General features: G+C 36.0%; 17 protein-coding genes. 6 read left to right on the forward strand and 11 right to left on the reverse strand.

What is annotated here, in order from left to right:
• Positions 1-29: 29 nt before the first annotated feature.
• The 4 genes from FC66_RS03500 to FC66_RS03515 are packed head-to-tail and all read left to right on the forward strand — an operon-like array spanning position 30 to position 3,242.
• A complete protein-coding gene (locus FC66_RS03500) occupies positions 30-695 on the forward strand; it encodes a Crp/Fnr family transcriptional regulator (RefSeq protein WP_057973999.1) in 666 nt (221 codons plus the stop codon).
• Positions 696-709: 14 nt separating this feature from the next.
• Complete coding sequence (gene cbiM, locus FC66_RS03505; protein WP_057974000.1) at positions 710-1,711, forward strand: cobalt transporter CbiM; 1,002 nt, start codon at positions 710-712, stop codon at positions 1,709-1,711.
• Entirely contained in the window at positions 1,689-2,501 is an 813-nt protein-coding gene (locus FC66_RS03510; RefSeq protein WP_057974001.1) for a CbiQ family ECF transporter T component, read from the forward strand. The genes cbiM and FC66_RS03510 overlap by 23 nt, the downstream gene beginning before the upstream one ends.
• Before the next feature lie 15 nt (positions 2,502-2,516).
• Entirely contained in the window at positions 2,517-3,242 is a 726-nt protein-coding gene (locus FC66_RS03515) for an energy-coupling factor ABC transporter ATP-binding protein (RefSeq protein WP_057974002.1), read from the forward strand.
• 48 nt (positions 3,243-3,290) lie between these two features.
• On the opposite strand, the gene FC66_RS03520 is transcribed toward FC66_RS03515, so the two are convergent.
• Positions 3,291-3,656, reverse strand: coding sequence for a winged helix-turn-helix transcriptional regulator (locus tag FC66_RS03520; RefSeq protein ID WP_057974003.1), 366 nt, complete (start codon positions 3,654-3,656; stop codon positions 3,291-3,293).
• Positions 3,657-3,787: 131 nt separating this feature from the next.
• On the opposite strand from FC66_RS03520, the gene FC66_RS03525 reads away from it, so the two are divergent.
• Entirely contained in the window at positions 3,788-4,969 is a 1,182-nt protein-coding gene (locus FC66_RS03525) for an MFS transporter (protein ID WP_057974004.1), read from the forward strand.
• 51 nt (positions 4,970-5,020) lie between these two features.
• On the opposite strand, the gene nhaC is transcribed toward FC66_RS03525, so the two are convergent.
• The 8 genes from nhaC to FC66_RS03565 form a co-directional block, all read right to left on the reverse strand.
• Positions 5,021-6,391: a Na+/H+ antiporter NhaC gene (nhaC, locus tag FC66_RS03530; RefSeq protein ID WP_057974005.1), complete on the reverse strand. Its 1,371-nt coding sequence runs from the start codon at positions 6,389-6,391 to the stop codon at positions 5,021-5,023.
• A gap of 396 nt (positions 6,392-6,787) precedes the next feature.
• Positions 6,788-8,404 (reverse strand): SulP family inorganic anion transporter, encoded by a 1,617-nt coding sequence (locus FC66_RS03535; protein WP_057974006.1) that lies wholly within the window; start codon positions 8,402-8,404, stop codon positions 6,788-6,790.
• 132 nt (positions 8,405-8,536) lie between these two features.
• Positions 8,537-8,983, reverse strand: a complete 447-nt coding sequence (locus FC66_RS03540; RefSeq protein WP_057974007.1) for a universal stress protein — start codon at positions 8,981-8,983, stop codon at positions 8,537-8,539.
• 18 nt (positions 8,984-9,001) lie between these two features.
• Complete coding sequence (locus tag FC66_RS03545; RefSeq protein WP_057974008.1) at positions 9,002-10,378, reverse strand: Nramp family divalent metal transporter; 1,377 nt, start codon at positions 10,376-10,378, stop codon at positions 9,002-9,004.
• Positions 10,379-10,578: 200 nt separating this feature from the next.
• Positions 10,579-11,226 (reverse strand): metal-dependent transcriptional regulator, encoded by a 648-nt coding sequence (locus FC66_RS03550; RefSeq protein ID WP_057974076.1) that lies wholly within the window; start codon positions 11,224-11,226, stop codon positions 10,579-10,581.
• Between the two features lie 1,356 nt (positions 11,227-12,582).
• A complete protein-coding gene (locus FC66_RS03555; protein ID WP_057974009.1) occupies positions 12,583-13,011 on the reverse strand; it encodes a MerR family transcriptional regulator in 429 nt (142 codons plus the stop codon).
• 18 nt (positions 13,012-13,029) lie between these two features.
• On the reverse strand, positions 13,030-13,239 hold the full coding sequence (locus tag FC66_RS03560; protein ID WP_057974010.1) for a hypothetical protein: 210 nt from the start codon (positions 13,237-13,239) through the stop codon (positions 13,030-13,032).
• Entirely contained in the window at positions 13,240-13,680 is a 441-nt protein-coding gene (locus FC66_RS03565; protein WP_057974011.1) for a GNAT family N-acetyltransferase, read from the reverse strand.
• Positions 13,681-13,805: 125 nt separating this feature from the next.
• On the opposite strand from FC66_RS03565, the gene FC66_RS03570 reads away from it, so the two are divergent.
• A complete protein-coding gene (locus tag FC66_RS03570; RefSeq protein WP_057974012.1) occupies positions 13,806-14,654 on the forward strand; it encodes an alpha/beta hydrolase in 849 nt (282 codons plus the stop codon).
• A 280-nt stretch (positions 14,655-14,934) separates the two neighbouring features.
• Here FC66_RS03570 and FC66_RS03575 read toward each other — a convergent pair whose 3' ends face one another.
• Together FC66_RS03575 and lepA are read right to left on the reverse strand one after the other, a co-directional pair.
• Positions 14,935-16,479 carry an ABC-F family ATP-binding cassette domain-containing protein gene (locus FC66_RS03575; RefSeq protein ID WP_057974013.1) on the reverse strand — a complete coding sequence of 515 codons (1,545 nt, stop codon included), beginning with the start codon at positions 16,477-16,479 and terminating at the stop codon, positions 14,935-14,937.
• A 21-nt stretch (positions 16,480-16,500) separates the two neighbouring features.
• Entirely contained in the window at positions 16,501-18,294 is a 1,794-nt protein-coding gene (lepA, locus tag FC66_RS03580; RefSeq protein ID WP_057974014.1) for a translation elongation factor 4, read from the reverse strand.
• Positions 18,295-18,379 lie beyond the last annotated feature (85 nt).

An 18,379-nucleotide genomic window follows, 5' to 3' on the forward strand; every position in this document is an offset into this window, starting at 1 on the left:
TAAACAAATATAAAATTAAGGTGGCCCCCATGGTATTAACTGATATTGAATTTCTGATGAACTATTTAGAAGAAAAAAATGTACCTACAATTACTAAGAAGAGACACAATTATCTAACGTACAACGGTTTAGAAGAACGCTACACGTATATATTAAAAGAAGGTATCATCAAAAACAGCGTTATCTTACAGGACGGTCGCGAATTTAACTTGTCATATATTGCTAAGCCAGATGTTATTTCCTTGTTACGCGATGAAGTTTCTAAATATACGTCTTCTCCATTTAACGTCCGTGTTGAATCAAAAGAAGCAACCTTCTATAGAATAGATCGTGTCACTTTTTGGGAGTATGTTAATTCAACCATCGAACTACAAAATTACGTGAAGAACTATTATCGAAAAAAACTTTCAGAAAATATTTATCGTTCACAACGAATGATTATGAATGGTAAAAAAGGGGCCATCTGTGCCTTCGTTTACAGTCTCATCGATTTATTTGGTAAACAAATTAGTAATGGTATTTTAATCGACTTTGATATCACCAATGAGGATATTGCAAATTTCTGCGGTATTTCCTCCAGAAGCAGCGTGAATCGAATCCTTGTCGAGCTTGAAAAAGAACAAGTTATTTCAAAAATAAAACGAAAAATTGTTATCACTGATATCAGTTACCTCTTAGATTTCATCGCAAACTAATAAAGGAGATTCTCATGCACATTCCAGATAATTATCTTAGTCCTCAAACTTGTATAACCATGTTTGTTGCAATGGCACCAGTTTGGGCAATATCTGTTTCAAAGGTTAAAGTTCAAATTAAAGAAAAAAAAGAAACTGTTCCATTGTTAGGAATCGCTTCTTCTCTTTCTTTTTTAATTATGATGTTCAATTTACCCGTACCAGGTGGCACCACAGCCCATGCAGTTGGTGGAACGCTGCTCGCAATACTGCTAGGTCCGTGGGCCGCCTCCTTATCGATTACTGTTGCCTTATTACTACAAGCACTCTTATTCGGAGATGGCGGTATTTTAGCATTTGGCGCTAATGCGTTCAATATGGCTTTCATAATGCCCTTTGTTGGCTACTTTATTTATTCTTTTTTTAAACGTTTTAACCAAGAAAAAATAGGTGCTTTCATTGGGGCTTATGTCGGAATTAATTTAGCCGCATTAATTGTGGCTGTTGAGTTAGGTATTCAGCCACTACTTTTTCAGGACCAGGGTGGTAACCCACTTTATGCTCCCTACCCACTCTCAATTTCAGTACCCGCAATGGCATTAACCCATTTACTCGTTGTCGGTTGGGTCGAAGCTATTTTCACCGTCTTAGTCTTCTCGTTTGTAAAGAAAGTCTCTCCTAACTCTATTTATTTAGCCGGAAATCATCCACAGTCAAATGTAAAAAAAATGTTATCTCGCTTTTATCTTATAATTGGTGGGCTAGCCGTACTATCTCCGTTAGGTTTACTGGCTTCAGGAACGGCTTGGGGAGAGTGGAGTGCATCAGACATCCTACCCACACTTACGCAAAACGGTCTTAAGGCTCACATGCCTGCAGGGATGGCACATGGTCTAGATTTCAAGCCATTCTTACCCGACTATTCCTTATTCGGTGTGTCTTTACCGCTTGGTTATATATTTTCAGCTTTTTCGGCAGTCATTATTTTCATTATTTTATTTAAGCTGGTGACACATGAAAAATCAAAAATATCTTAATATGCCTGATTGGTTATCCTCACCGGAGAACTATTCACCCGTAAAACAAAAAAATACTTTCTTACAGCAAAATAGAGGTAGGTTACTAAATCTATTGAGTCTATTTTCAGATAAAACAGAAACGACCTCTCAACCATTAAATCGTCAAAACTCATTTATTCAACTTTTAACAACAATTACTTTAATTTTATTAACTTCTCTTTCAAGAAATATATCGTTTATTTGGATCATTTATATGTACCAATTTCTTCAAATTGCCTTGTTGCCAAAATTAAATATGTTAACGATATTAAAACGGATTCCGATTAATTTAGTTTTTGTTCTTTTGTTTATTCTACCGAGTTTTTTTTTAACGGATGCAAAAACTGTTATTTTTTTCGTACTCAAAACAAATTTAATTTTAATAATTGTTTCATACTTTATGAACACAAATACATTTTTTGATATTATAATCGTTTTAAAAAAATGTTATTTCCCAGATATTATTATTTTTATTATCGATATAACCATTAAATATTTAAAAATATTATCTGAATCACTCTATGCTATGACTTCAGCAATGGAATTACGATCGGTTGGCGTTAATAGGCATCAATATCAGTCTTTATCAAATTTATTTGGCAGCTTGTATCTAAAAACAAAAAGTACAGCTTTAGAAATGTACAGTGCAATGGAGGCTCGCGGATTTACTGGCAACTATCATTTTACTCGTACAAAACAAAGACTTAATTTGTCTGATATCACACAAACTTGTATCACTATTTTTTTAATTACACTTTTTTTTAATTAGAGTAGGGGGCTCATTATGTTTTCATTTTCAAATATACGTTATGGTTATACTGACAAACTTAGCTTGAATAATATTAATCTATCCATTAAAAAAAATGAATTCGTTTGTCTATTAGGCCCTAATGGTTCTGGTAAATCTACCCTTTTTAAATTATTGAATGGTTTAATTTATCCCAGTGATGGTCAGTACACTTTTAATGATCAACAAATTAACGCTCACTTTTTTAAAAATTCGGTAAATGCTAAAAAGTTTCATCAACAAGTTGGATTTGTTTTTCAAAATAGTGATGTTCAATTGTTCAATACAACCGTTTATGATGAAATTGCTTTTGGCCCCAGACAAATGGGCTTTCCTGAGCCAGAGGTTAATAAACGCGTAATTGATTGTCTGACCTTACTAAATATAAATAAATTAGAAAATCGTGTTCCTTACCATCTTTCTGGTGGTGAAAAAAAATTAGTCGCAATCGCCAGCGTCCTATCCTTAAATCCGGATGTATTGGTTTTGGATGAACCACTCACAGGTCTTACAGCTCAGGCTCAGGAGAATATCATTTCAATTATGCAAGGATTACATAATGCTGGGAAGACAATCATTATGTCGACACACAATTTTACCCAAATCAAAGATTATGTGACGCGTTTTATAGAATTTTCGGAAAATCATACTATCGTCTTAGATGCACCAACTAAGCTTGTTTTAACTAATTCTGACCTAATGGTTCATTTAGCCTCAATGTAAAAAAAGACACCAACATTATTTAAAATAATGCTGGTGTCTTTTTGGTTATTACGAAACTTTATCCCTATTCATTAAAACAACATGTTGATTATCCTCATTTAGTCGATCAATATGTTTCTCACCCCAAACGCATAACTTGTTTAATATCAGACTCAAAGACTCACCGTATTCTGTCAACTGATAGTCAACTTTTGGCGGCACTTGTTCATAAATGTGTCTTGAAATAATTCCATCTGACTCTAGTTCGCGCAATTGCTGTGTTAACATCTTCTGTGTGATATTCGGAATAGCGCGTTTTAATTCGCTAGTTCTTCTTTTTCCACCACGTAAATGACATAAAATAATTGTTTTCCACTTACCACCAATTACTTCCAATGTTGCTTCAACGCCAATATTATATGTTTTATTCTCCAATATAATCCTCCTATGGGTACTAAAAAGTGCCTATGGCACTTTTTAGTACGTTCTTGCCTTTTAACCTCGTACACGTATAATCATAAATTGTAGCATTATTTCAACAAAAATCAAGGAGGCTTTACACATTCATGGCAAAAAAACATATATCTCCATCTTTAACACTTCTAGCATTAGCAATTAGTGCTTTCGCAATTGGTTCGACTGAATTCATTAGTGTCGGCCTCATTCCATTATTAGTCAAAGACTTCGGTATCTCATTAAGCCAAGCAGGACTGACCGTTTCATTATATGCCCTTGGTGTCACAATAGGTGCACCCTTATTAACTATTATGACTGGTCAATTTGATCGTAAGAAACTACTTCTTAGCATTATGGGTCTTTTTATTATTGGTAATTTAGTTGCAGCATTTGCACCCACTTTTCTCATTCTATTGGTTGGTCGAATCGTTTCTGCACTTGCTCATGGTATCTTTATGACGATTGCATCTGTTATCGCAGCTGACGTTGTTGAACCATCAAAACGTGCCAGTGCTATCTCAGTCATGTTTACTGGTCTAACTGTTGCAACCGTGACTGGTGTTCCACTAGGTACCTTTATTGGTCAGCATACAAGTTGGCATGGATCATTTATTTTTATTAGCATTATTGGCTTAATCGGTTTGATAGCTAACTTTTTCCTTGTACCTGATGGTTTACCCATTCCAGGTAAATCTGATGCCCATGGCTTCATTCGCGTTCTTAAAAATAAATATTTATTGATTACATTGCTCTTAACGGCCCTAGGCTATGGTGGTACGTTCGTCGTCTACACATACATCACGCCACTTCTACAAATATCAATGGGTTACAGTGAGAGCGCCGTCGTTATTATCTTAATTGTCTATGGATTGATGGTTGCCCTTGGAAATACAATTGGTGGGCGTCTAGCAAACCACAATCCTCTTCAAGCCCTATTAAAAATGTTTATTGGTCTTGCGATTGTATTGTTCATTCTTTTCTTTACTTCAAAACTATCAATTTTAGGTTTATTAACTGTTATGGCATTAGGCCTATTCGCCTTTATGAACGTTCCCGGTCTACAGTTATATATTGTTCAATTAGCTGAAAAATATACACCTAAAGATATTACGCTAGCATCATCGCTAAATATTTCTGCGTTCAATGTTGGTATTACATTGGGATCCTTAATTGGTGGACAAGTTGTTTCTAAACTTAGTTTAGGAATGACCCCACTTTTCGGAACAGTAATGGTTTTAATTGCTATCTTTATGACTATGTACTTAATCAAGCTCAATAAAAATGAAAAATAACTAAAAACGAGCGATACCGAATTTTTATATTCGATATCGCTCGTTTTTAGTTTAAGCTTTCTCTTCTTTCAAACCAATGCCCGTCCAGCCACTGATAATTGAAAAAACTGGAGATAATAAACTAAAGAAGACAAATGGTAGGTAATCCAACGTTGGAACACCAAGCGTACTTGCCGCAAATGCGCCGGCAACACCCCAAGGAATCAAGTAATTGATTACTGTCCCACCATCTTCAAGTGCGCGACTCAATGCCAAGTTATCTAATTTAGACTTATCAAAAGCGGGTTTAAATGCCTTCCCTGGTAAGATAACTGATAGGTATTGTTCCCCAACAAATAAATTGACCCCAATTCCGGCAAATATAGTTGCCGTGATTAATTTACCCGATGAGTTCAACCGTTTAACTAAAGGTTCCATAACAACTTGGATGATATTAAAGTTCATCAATAACCCACCTAAAGTTAACGTTAAGATAATTAATGAAACAGTTCCCATCATACTTGAAACTCCACCTCTAGTTAACAACATATCCACATTCGCATTACCTGTTTTAGAAACAAAACCTGATTGAATTAATGCGGCAATACTTTGCAAGCTCGTATGTGGTTTTTGAATAAATAACATCACTAACGATACACCAATGTTGATAAATAACGTTGGAATCGCTGGGATTTTTAACCATGCGCAGACAAACATTAAAATAATTGGTAACGCGGCCCATGCCGTAATTGAGAAGTGGCTAGATAAGATTGAAATCGTCTGACTAATCTTATCCATATTTGCTTCCGAACTACCACTTCCGAGTATGAAGTATAGAATCAAAGAGACCACAAAAGCAGGAATTGTTGTCCACATCATATTTTTAATGTGTTTAAACAAATCAGACTCCCCAATAGCCGCAGCTAAGTTCGTTGAATCAGATAAAGGTGACATCTTATCTCCAAAGATAGCACCTGAGATGATTGCCCCTGCAACTAATGCGGGGTTAACACCCATTGTCATTCCCATCCCAAACAATGCAATCCCAACAGTTGAAATCAAGGTAAATGCACTTCCTATCGATAGTCCAATAATTGCACAGACTACAAAGACCGATGGAACAAAAAATTTAACACTAATTAAGTTAAAGCCCCAAATCATTAAGGTTGGAATAATTCCTGCCGCAATCCAAGTTGCGATTAATGACCCAATCAGGATAAAAATAAAGATGGGGATTAATCCGGTGCTCATTCCGTCCTTAATACCCGCGTGAACTTCTTCCCACGAAAAATGACGTATTCTAGCCCATAATATCAATAAGCCGATGACCAACATTACTGGCGTTTGTGGTGATAATCCAAACTTGATAACGCCAAATCCCATAATAATTAACATACCCATCAAAACACTTGCTGCTTCTGTAAACGATAATTTATTTTTCATTAGTAAACACTCCTATTTTTTAGTCGGTTCTAGTATTTATCATGAAAAATTTGATATCGAACCTTACTCCAATTTATATTTTGCATTTTTATTACCCCTTTTCTGGACAAAAAAAGTCCCTGACACAATATTAAATATTGTATCAGGGACGACTCTAGCCGTGGTACCACCCAGTTTAATTGAGAACACAAATTCTCACTCACTAGATGATAACGGTTCTAGATATTTATCCGGTATTTAAATAACGTTAACGTATTTGGTCCGTTTATCCTGATTGGTTCGCATCACCCACCAACTTTCTGACTCCCAGATAAAGAACTACTTTTGTGTTAACTTCATTTATTAAGTTGAATGAATCTTAACATGCCGAAATATTCTTGTCAATCAATCTATATTTTATAGAATTTCTTTTAGAACACGATCAACTGAGAAATAGAACGCATCTTTTCCTGCCGTCTCTTCAAATCCTGATCGTTCAAACATTTTCATCACGTTTGGTTGAACAGAAGAAAAGATGACTTCGTGATTTTTTTTCTGAGCATCCTGGTAAAAATCTTGAATGACGGCCATTGCTGTATTATCAATTGAGGGTACCCCACGTAACGAGAAGATAACTAAATCTCGTTCGTGAAGTGGTTGCAATGCCTTATCCAAACGGTCTGCGGACATAAAGAATAACGGTCCAGTGATATAAACAACAGCCCAGTCAGCCTTCAATCCTTCTTGTGCCGTTTCAACTTTACTTAAGTCAACGTCTTCAACCACAACATCCAAAATAGAACTCTTAGCCACAAAGATAACGATTCCGACCATTACGCCCATCATAATGGCCGTACTTAAATCAAAGATAACCGTACTAACCAACGTTAGGAAAAATAAAATTAGGGCGCTTTTAAATTTATTCTTAAAAAGATATTTAATGGCTGACCACTCATTCATGCGCCATGAAGTTACAACTAAAACCCCAGCCAATGCAGCCAAAGGAATCTGTGCCATAATTGGCGCCAATAAAAGCATTGAAACTAATAATGCGAGTGCATGAAAAATACCGGTTAATCGTGTTTGTGCACCCGATTTAATTGCCACGCTTGTCCTAGCAATTGCAGCTGTAGCTGGAATTCCACCAAAGAACGGTAGAATCATATTTCCAATACCTTGGGCAATTAATTCTTGGTTACTATCTAATGCCTTACCAGTCATACGACCGGCTGAAGCACCACACAATAAACTTTCAATCATCCCTAATAAAGCAATACTTGCTCCAGGAACAATTAAATTTTTAACAGTCTGAAGATCTAATGATCCCAATTGTAATCGATCCCCGCTAATAACGCTCGTTGGAATTTTACCAACAGTCGCAACATCTAACTTGAATACCATCGTAATGGCAGTCGTCACAATAATTGCGATTAAAGAAGCAGGTACCACTTTATTCCATTTTTTCGGAAAAATGAATAACGCGATGACGACTAAAACTGCCATCAAAGTTGTCGCCAGTTTAGGCTGGAATCCAAGACTAGAATAACTCCCAATCTTCTCAATTAAACTGCCTCCGGTTGAATGCGTTCCAAAAAAATTATCTAATTGACCGAACGCAATAATAATTGAAATACCCGATGTAAAACCCGTAATAACAGGCGCCGGAATAAATGTTGTTAGAACCCCTAATTTAAAAATACCGGCTAATAATAAAATAATACCCGCAATTAAAGTGGCAATAAAAACCCCTTTTAGTCCATACTGCGCAATTACACCCATTAATACAGCAGCCATTGCACCAGTTGGCCCGGATATCTGATAATAGGCGCCTGATAACGTACTGATCAGAATACCGGCTACAATTGCTGTTATCAAACCCGCAGCAGCTGTTGCACCACTTGATACACCAAAAGCTAAAGCTAATGGGATTGCAACCGCTGCAACCGTTAATCCTGCCATTAAATCCTTAGCCAACTTGGCCAGGTTATACCCTTTAAACTCATCTTTTAACATTGAAATATAATTTGATATCATCACTTTACTCCTAATTTTGTTATACATAAAAGCATAACATAAACCTTATATATAAATAAACAAGTAAACGTTTCCCAAATAAAAATGACTAAATCTTTAGTAGATTTAATCATTTTGTATAACTTATTCCTATTAACGAACAACCATTACTGAAACTGGTGCGTACTTAGCTACGTATGCTGCCTGGCTACCTAAATACTTACCAAATCCCTTGGTTACCGCTGATCCAACAACAACTAAATCAGGTTTCACATCAGGAATAACATCCTTAACAATTGTTTCTCCGGGTTCACCCTCGGCAAGAACAATATGGACTTCCTTAACACCTGCATCTAATGCACTTTGTTTGTATTCTTGAAGTTGTTTTTCAACCTTCAAGCGTTTTTCAGCTAACGTATCTTTTGTTAAAACTTGGAAAACGTTCAAGTCATCTGACTCTAGAACTGTAACAATGTGTAGCAGAGAATCATCATCTAAAGCATGACTAACCGCATTTAAGAATGCTAACTGTGCATCGGCCGAATTATCGACCCCAACAAGAATGTTCTTATGCTTTGGTAATTCAAAACTTTTTTTCATGTGATTTTTCTCCCTATTCTATAAAATTTCTTCGAAAAATTGAATAACTAAATTGAAAACTAATTGAATATTTAAAATTGTTAAACCGATTGCGGCAGCCCAACCAATGATTGATACCCATAGTGGATTAACAAATCGTTCACCCATGTATTTCTTTGAAGAGGTGAACCAGATTAATGGAATCATTGTGAATGGCAAAGCGACGGATAAGAATACTTGTGAATACACAAGCAGGTTATCTAGGACACCTTCAGTACCACCCCAAATAATTGCGGCGACCATAACGGGAATTACTGCGATTATACGTGTTACCAATCGACGCGCCCATAATGGCATTTTTAAATGTATAAAACCTTCCATGATAATCTGACCAGTTAAGGTTCCGGTAATCGTCGCATTCTGTCCTGAAGCCAATAAGGCTACAGCAAACAGTGTTGACAGTACGGGCGATGCAATCCCTTTAGCAATCGTATTATCACTTAATGCTCGGTATAAATCACCGAACGCTTGAAGTTGGTCTGCATGTCCGAAGAACAAAGCAGCTCCCAAAAGTAAAAGTAAACTGTTAACGATTGTTGCACCAAATAATTGAATATTTGAATCCCAAGTTGTAAAACGCACAACCTTTGCAACTTCTTCTTCGTCACTTGAATCGTATTGACGCGTTTGAGCGATTGAAGAATGGAGGTACAAGTTATGTGGCATAACTGTTGCACCAATGATACCTAAAGCTAATGTTAATTGATCATGGTTCATAACGATTGATGCTCTTGGTAAGATACCACCCATGATACCTGCTAAACTTGGTTTTGATAAAGCAACCAAGTAAAGGAAAATAATTAAAATTGATGCAATCAATGTCGCAACAATTGCTTCAATTGTTCTAAATCCTAATTTTGTTAACAATAATAGTAAGAAAACATCTAAGATGGTAATCATAACGCCCATTGTTAATGGAATTCCGAAAAGTAATTGCAAGGCGATCGCCCCACCAATTACTTCGGCAATATCTGTTGCCATAATTGCTAATTCTGTCATGATCCATAAAAGGAACCCAACCGGTTTGTTGGTATGATCACGGATTGCTTGTGCCAAATCCATTCTTGTAACGACCCCTAACTTAGCGGCCATATATTGCATTAACATGGCGATAAGTCCAGAGAAAATAACGACTGACAATAGTAAGTAGCGGTATTGAGCACCACCGATGATTGATGTAATCCAATTACCTGGATCCATATAACCAACGGCTACTAACGCACCCGGCCCACTAAATGCCCATAAGGTCCGTAAAAAACCGGCACTTTTTGGAACTTCGACTGATCCATTTACTTCTTCTAAACTAGCACTCTTTGTTGTGGTAGCCATTTTTGGTTCTTGCACTTCTTTCGACATTTTTCACCACTCCTTTAATTATTTTCTTTCTCAATTCCTTATTATACTCAAACTTTATACATTGTAAACAAAAAGTTTAGGTTAACCTTAAATCATTTTACCGACTATTAAATTTTTTTAATTCAATAAAAAAAGGCCGCTGATATCAATTTGATATCAACAACCTCTATGATTTTTAATTCAATTTTTTTATTATAAGCTTACTTAACAAAAATATAATGAGCAGCTTTATAACTGATATTTCTAACCTCGCCAGTATTTTCTAGCTTGATTTCAACCGGCCCTTCAAAAGGCGCATGCGAAACAACTGTTAATTTATCGCCAATGTGTAATTCTAGGTCATCTAAGTAAGTTAGCAAATCATGATTATCGATGAAACGTTCAATATTAACTTTAGTTCCATCTTCAACCGCTTCTAAAACTAAATGGCTATCTTCCTCATAGTTGCCTTCCTTATCAGGAATAACACCACCATGTGGACAATGCGTTAGATAACCCAAGAACTCATTTAAATGATCAAGTAAATATTCACTTGTCACATGTTCAAGTAATTCTGATTCACCATCAACATCTTGTAATTTGTAGTTTAACTTATAAACTAAGAAACACTCCCACAAACGGTGCTTACGCACTAAATCTTCGGCCAATAATATCCCAGGTTTCGTTAATGAAATCCCCGCGTATGGCGTATGTTCAACTAGTTCTTCTTTAACAAGTTTGTTGACCATTTCTGTAACTGATCCGGCCGCAATGTTCAGACTAAGCGCAATCTGTTTGTTCGATATTTTCTTTTGCGTACCGCCTAATTCAAAAATAATTTTTAAATAATCTTCCTTCATAGGTGTCATATTCGAGCTTTCATTTTTTGTCATTAGTTAATCAATTCACTTCCATTTTCTTAATAGTAAATTTATTATATCAGAATAACGGATGAATTGTAACTTATTTCTTAGGATAGCCTAACCTTTCAATCTAAAACGCCTAAACGTGGGAGCTTAGATTATTACTATAATCACTTCAGTATTATTTAACCGACAAAAGAAATCCTTACAGCTCACATAAATCTCATTACCATCATCAGCGATATCCATTTTTAAATACATTCATTTCATCTGTATTCAATTAACTTCTGTATTCAATTAACTTCTTACAAACGTAACACTCTCATCAATATACTTTATTGATAAAAACATATTAGGTATTAAGTCAACTTCTTCAATTTTCGTAATATTTATTCTTGTCATTTTTATGATTCCCATTTTTTTGCATTAAAATAGGATTCGAGCATTCTTTTTAAGAAATGTCTCGAATCCTATCTTTTTGTAGTAGGAAAGCCGAAACCCGTGTTACCGAGAGTCGATTTTGCTTGATTGTTAATATGTTTCGCCTCTATATCTTTATACTTATCTAGTTCTATGAAGTCGCTTTTACATGCATTAATCATACAATTTCGAATGACGCCCTTTGAGCGATTTGTCTATCCATTCGAGTTCAAACGTTTCTTCAAGACCAAATACCTGTGAATCCGATTATTCGTTCTACTAAAACTTGAATCATCAAACTTCGATATCTTGATTTGCTTTTTAATGCTCAAGACCGGCACCGTTTTAATACGCCTTACCCGACGTCTCTCAACGTCAATGACTTGCCGTACATTGTAAATTTGAAACACCATCTTAATTGATGTGTCCTGATTTGCTTTTTAGCGCTCAAGACCAGCACCGTTTTAATACGCCTTACCCGACGTCTCTCAACGTCAATGACTTGCCGTACATTGTAAATTTGAAACACCATCTTAATTGATGTGTCCTGATTTGCTTTTTAGCGCTCAAGACTAGCACCGTTTTAAAACCTCGTTCGACGTCTCACGACGTCGCTAATACCAAAATTCTAAACTATCGGAGTAAACATCATCTAACTTGATGTGTCTTGATTTGCTTTTTAATGCTCAAGACCGGCACCGTTTTAATACGCCTTGCTCGACGTCTCTCAATGTCAATAACTTGTGTTACATTTTTCAACTATCTTCAGCACTAAACATCGTCCAACTAACTCCGTTTTTAAAAACCATTAAGTGAGTTTAAAAAAGTGACTTCAGTTTTATTTTGTTCAGGGATTTCGATAGCTTTCCTTGCTACAAATAAAGTATAACACAAATGAAAACGGTTGCAAGTGTTTTGTTCATTTATTTTAAAATTCTTTTTTTATACGTCTCTAAGTTCAAAATGAGTCCCATCTTCATCAATAACTGCAAACAAACGTTGCTTCTCAGTCTGATCAAAATAACCCATATCAAACACGGTTTTATTACCTTGTTTACCAACATCCGAAACACGGTCAATTATAAAATGTTTAAATTGTTTAAAAATAGCCATTTTTCCATTAACACGTTCAATTGCCGCAACCAATGTATACCCTTCGTCTAATTCTGATTTTATGAGACTCACTTTTATAACCATATCCAGGCGGTACTCACGGGCTTTTGCACTATCATCTGCAATACTTTCAATGTATCCTTTTTGTTCCCAATAGCGTAATTGTCGTGTTGAAACGCCCGTCATTTTACTAATTTCACTAATACCGACAATCAATCTATCTTGTTTCATAAGATTTGTTAATGGGTTGTTATTCACTGTCCATACCTTCCATCTCTAGCTTTCTAGATACGTTTGAAACTTCTTATCAATTTCTGGCAAACTTTTCTGCAATGACTTTGATTGATTTTGTGTTCCGTCCGCCATAAATTTTAGATAGGTAAATAATATTTGACTAGCATCTTTGTGATACTTGTTTCCGAGTTCGCTCGCAAACGCATAACGTTCATCCGTTAACAATTTAGAAAATGCAGTTTCTTTTGCCATTTAAGCTCCTTCAATCGTTTTAACCATTGTGTGATGCGGGATTCCGGCATCCATAAATCCTTCTCCCTCAATCTCATAACCCAATTTTTTATAAAAATTTTGTGCTTGATCTTGCGCGCCTAACGTTAGGTATTTAATGTCATAAACGGTTGCAAACCCTTCGATAAACATCAATATATCTGTTGCCAAGTGCTGACCGCGAACGTCTTTAATAGTTGCCACACGTTGAATATGCCATGTTTCGGAATCTTCGACTATTGTGCGTGCCGTGACAACAGCTTTATCATCTTTGTAGCCTACAAAATGAATTGCCTCTGCCTCATTTTCGATTTCTAACTCGATTGGGACATTTTGTTCGCCAACAAAAACGATTTTCCTGATTGTTAGAGCGTCCTTGTATATTTGACTATCTAAATCTCTAGTTGATTTCACCGTAAACATATTATTAAACCTCGGCTTTCTTAAGTATCTTCGCATATAGCTTACCATAACTGGCTCTAAATTTGTACGACAAGAATCGTTGACCTATAATGAAGTAAATCACTTACAACAGGGGGAGATTATTAATGAAAAAATATGGCATATTAATTACTATCTTACTAATATTAGGATTAGGCACTGGACTCTTTTTATTGAACAAGACCCCATCAAAAAATGTCGTTACCGTTTCAACGAAAGCTACAAATCAAGTACCAACCTTGTACGTCCACGGTTATGGTGGGTCAGCCAATTCTACCAATGCTATGATCGCCGCCGCTGAAAAATCAGACAAGGCTCAAAAAGTTCTAACGGCAATTGTCTCTTCAACGGGTGACATCACTTATTCCGGTGACTGGCAGGAATCCGTAAAAAATCCCATTATTCAAGTCGTCTTCAAACGCAGCAATGCTCAGATACCTGAAGAAGGTGAATGGATTGGAAAAATTGTAACTCATTTACAAAAATCATATAAAATTAAGGCTGTTAATATTGTTGCCCATTCTATGGGTGGTTCGTCCGCAGTCTACTGGGCTGAATCTGTTAGAAAAGAATCAGATCCCAAGTTAAATAACTTTGTGCCAATCGCTGTTCCAATTAATGGTGTTCTTGGTATGAATGAAGAAGCTAACAAAAATGTTCTCTTAAAAAATGGTGAACCTAAATCAAAATCGGAGAACTACCAAAGTTATTATGAGAACCGGAAAAAATTCCCATCAAATACAAATGTCTTTGTCATTTATGGTGATATCGACGATGGTTCTAATTCAGACACTGCTGTCAGCATTGTCTCTGCACGTTCGATGAGTTACCTTTTAAAAGACCAAGTAAAATCATACAAAGAGCTAAAAATTACTGGTGAAAATGCTCAACATAGCAAGCTCCATAGTAATGACAAAGTTGATCAGGCAGTCATTCAATTCCTTTGGGGTAAATAAACGCTATACGAAACACTCATATCGTGTTACACTGAATATATGCGATGAGTCGAGTAAAATCAGACAACTTCGGTTGTTCCGCTGCGGCGGCTAGTGATTAGTTCGAAGATGGGGCATTTTTTACCTACCGCATTGTAGGTATGTCTGATTGTCACTGTTTTGTGGAATTCATACAATCTATTTACTTCGGTAAGTACCATATCAAGAAGCATCAACTTCGGTTGGTGTTTTTTTTGTACAAAAAAATAACCTCAAGACTTAATCTTAAGGCCATTTATTATTATTTTTGAATTCTAATTGCTTCAACATCAAATACTTTATCAATCCAAGATTCATAAAATGGAGATTCATGACTAACTAATAAAACATTACCAGGGAAACGACGAACTGCCCTTTGTAGCGCATCTTTTGTGTCATCATCCAAATGATTAGTAGGTTCATCCAAAATTAAAAAGTTACTTGGTTTTAATTCAACCAAACTTAACTTCACTTTCATTTGTTCCCCACCGCTTAGAATACCAATTGGTTTCATAGTATTAGCAGCGTTAATACCTGATTTAGCTAAACGACGACGAATTGTTTTAGGTTCCAAATCAGGGTATTCATCTTGAATAATTTGTAATGGCGTCATTTCTTTATTATCCCAAATTAAATCTTGATCAAAATAGTTTACGACAACAGAATCAGAAAATTCTGCCGACCCACCAAACGTTGGGATTAACTTCAGAATTGACTTAATCATAGTTGATTTACCAATCCCATTGAATCCTTTTAAGACAACCTTTTCTTGATGTGACAGTGAAAAAGTTACCGGTGATAACAACGGTGTTTTATAACCAACAGACAGATTTTTAACAGCCAACGTCGACGCAGATCCAGTATCCAAATAAGGAAAATCAAATTTACCTTTTACGATATCACTTGGTGGCGTGACGCGTTCAATTTTATCCAAACGTTTCTGTCTGGACTTAGCCATCGTGGCACGAGTTCCGGCTTTATTTTTACGGATATAAGCTTCATCTTTTTCAATTTGAAGACGTTGTTTCTGGAAGGCTTTCAATTGAGCTTCTTTTTTTGCTTCTTTTTGCTTAATCGCTGCCTTAAAATTACCACGATATTTTGTGATTTTTCCAAATGCAACATCGATAATCGTATTCGTCACATTTTGTAAAAATTCAAAATCATGGGAAATAACCATAAAACAGCCTTCAAATTGATTCAAATAATCAGTTAACCAATCGATATGTTCCGTATCTAAATAATTAGTTGGTTCATCCAATAAGATAACTTCAGGATTTTCTAATAATAACTTAGCTAAAATAATTTTTGAACGTTGGCCACCGCTTAACTCACTAACTTGATGGTCTTTTTCAATTGCATCCAGTCCTAGACCCGTTCTAACACGATCGATCTCAGTATCGATATCATAGAAATTCTTAGCCTCAAGCTCTTCTTGATAACGACCGGCTTTTTCCAACAACTTCTCATCCAAATTTTCAGCATAATCAGTATACGCCTGCGTTTGTTTATCGCTGATATCGTACAATCGTTGAAATGCCGTTTTCAAAAATTCAATCACGGTAATACCTTCAGCTACCTCAGCATATTGATCTAAATACCCAATTGTGGCACTTTTCTTCCACTTAATTTCGCCTTCATCGGGTAATTCTTGCCCCGTGATAATCTTAATTAACGTACTTTTACCGGCACCATTTTGGCCAATAATACCCATGTGGTCTTCTGTATTCAATTCGAAATGAGCGTCTTCATACAGTTGTTTATCCGCAAATTGATGGGAAAGTTGACGTACTTCTAAAACTCCCATTGTGTTCCTTCTTTCTAAAGACTAATTATCGTTATTAACTTCTAAAATGGCATTAAATACTTCTTGTGGTAAGTCCATTTCAGCCTTAGATCCTAAACGTTTATTAGCACTTTGACGGCGTAGCATATCCTGTTTAGCCGCATTCTTTTTATCGCTACCTGTTGTTGCACTCTTTCGAAGTGGTGGAACATTCGCACGCGCAATTGCCTTGTTTTCAACAACCGCTTGAACTGGCATTGGAAATAATTTACGTGGAATTGCATATTTTAATTGTTCTACTAATTTTTGACCAATCTCAACGGCATCTTGTCTATGGACCACAAATCCTAAAGCATCAACCGTTGCGTAATTAACTAGGACATCCATTTTAACAACATCGGCCGTTTGGTAGCCTTTGAACTGGGTTTCCATCGTTGCATAACCATGTGATAGTGATTTTAATTGATTAAAGAAATCGTAAGCAATTTCAGATGAAGGTAGCGCATAATTCAACTCAGTTTGACCTGAATTATAAGCCATATCTTGGAAAATCCCCTTACGTTTTTCGGCTAATTTCATGATATCGCCAACTTGTTCATCCGGAACAGTCATATGGACATCCAAGAATGGTTCTTCAACGTGGTCAATTTCAGAAAAATCAGGAAATTGAACGGGGTTATCAACGATAACTTCTTTGCCATTTTTCAAAATAACATGATACGTAACGTTAGGTGTCGTTGTTAAGACGCCTAATTGATATTCTTTTTCAAGACGTTCACGAATGATGCTTAAATGCAGCATCCCTAAAAATCCACATCTAAAGCCTAAGCCCAAAGCATCCGATTTTTCTTCCTTGTAATGGAATGACGAATCGTTTAAAGCTAATTTTTGAATAGCCGATTTTAATTCTTTATAATTATTATCCTTGGGGTAAAATCCAGCAAAAACCATTGATTCTGACTCTTTATATCCGGGAAGCGCTTCTGGTGTTGGGTGGTTTTGAGACGTCAACGTATCTCCAATTTTAACCAATTGAGGATCTTTTAATCCGGTGATAACGTAACCAACATCCCCAGCATGCAAACTATCCACAGCAACCATATCTGGTTTAAAGATTCCCGCCTCAACAACTTGGAAATCAGTCGTTTGTTGCATAAATCGGAGTAAGTTATTAGCCTTGAACTCACCATCAAAAACCCGAATATAAGCAACGATTCCTTTGAATGCATCAAAATGCGAATCAAAAACTAAGGCCTTAAGCGGCGCTTCAATGTCTCCGACTGGTTCTGGGATACGGTCTTTAATTGCTTCTAAGACCAAATCAACGCCAATCCCCGTCTTAGCAGAAATTAATAACATTTCATCTTCATCAACATCGGCTAATTCCATTAATTGGATTTTAGTTTCTTCCACATCCGCATTTGGATGATCAATCTTATTGATAACAGGAATAATTTTCAAATTATTTTCTTTAGCCAAGCGGTAATTAGCAACCGTTTGTGCTTGAACACCTTGAGTGGCATCCACTAATAAAATGGCCCCATCACTAGCAGCCAAACTTTTCGAAACTTCATACGAAAAGTCCACATGTCCCGGTGTATCAATAAAATTGTATTCAAAGGTTTCACCATTATTTGCGGTGTAATAACTCCGAACGGTTCTCGATTTAACAGTAATTCCATGTTCTTGTTCAACAGCCATCGAATCTAATAATTGGCTAGACATTTCACGTTCACTAACCGTTTGCGTTTCTTCCATAATTCGATCAGCTAAAGTTGATTTACCATGATCAATATGGGCAATAATTGAAAAATTTCTAATTTGTGATTGCTTCATTATGATTAAACCTCATTTTCTAAATAATCATCTACTATTTTAGAGTCTTTTTTATTATACGCTAAATTGGTGATAGAGTAATCTA

It is taken from the genome of Dellaglioa algida DSM 15638 (assembly GCF_001434695.1).
Taxonomy (GTDB): Bacteria; Bacillota; Bacilli; order Lactobacillales; family Lactobacillaceae; genus Dellaglioa; species Dellaglioa algida.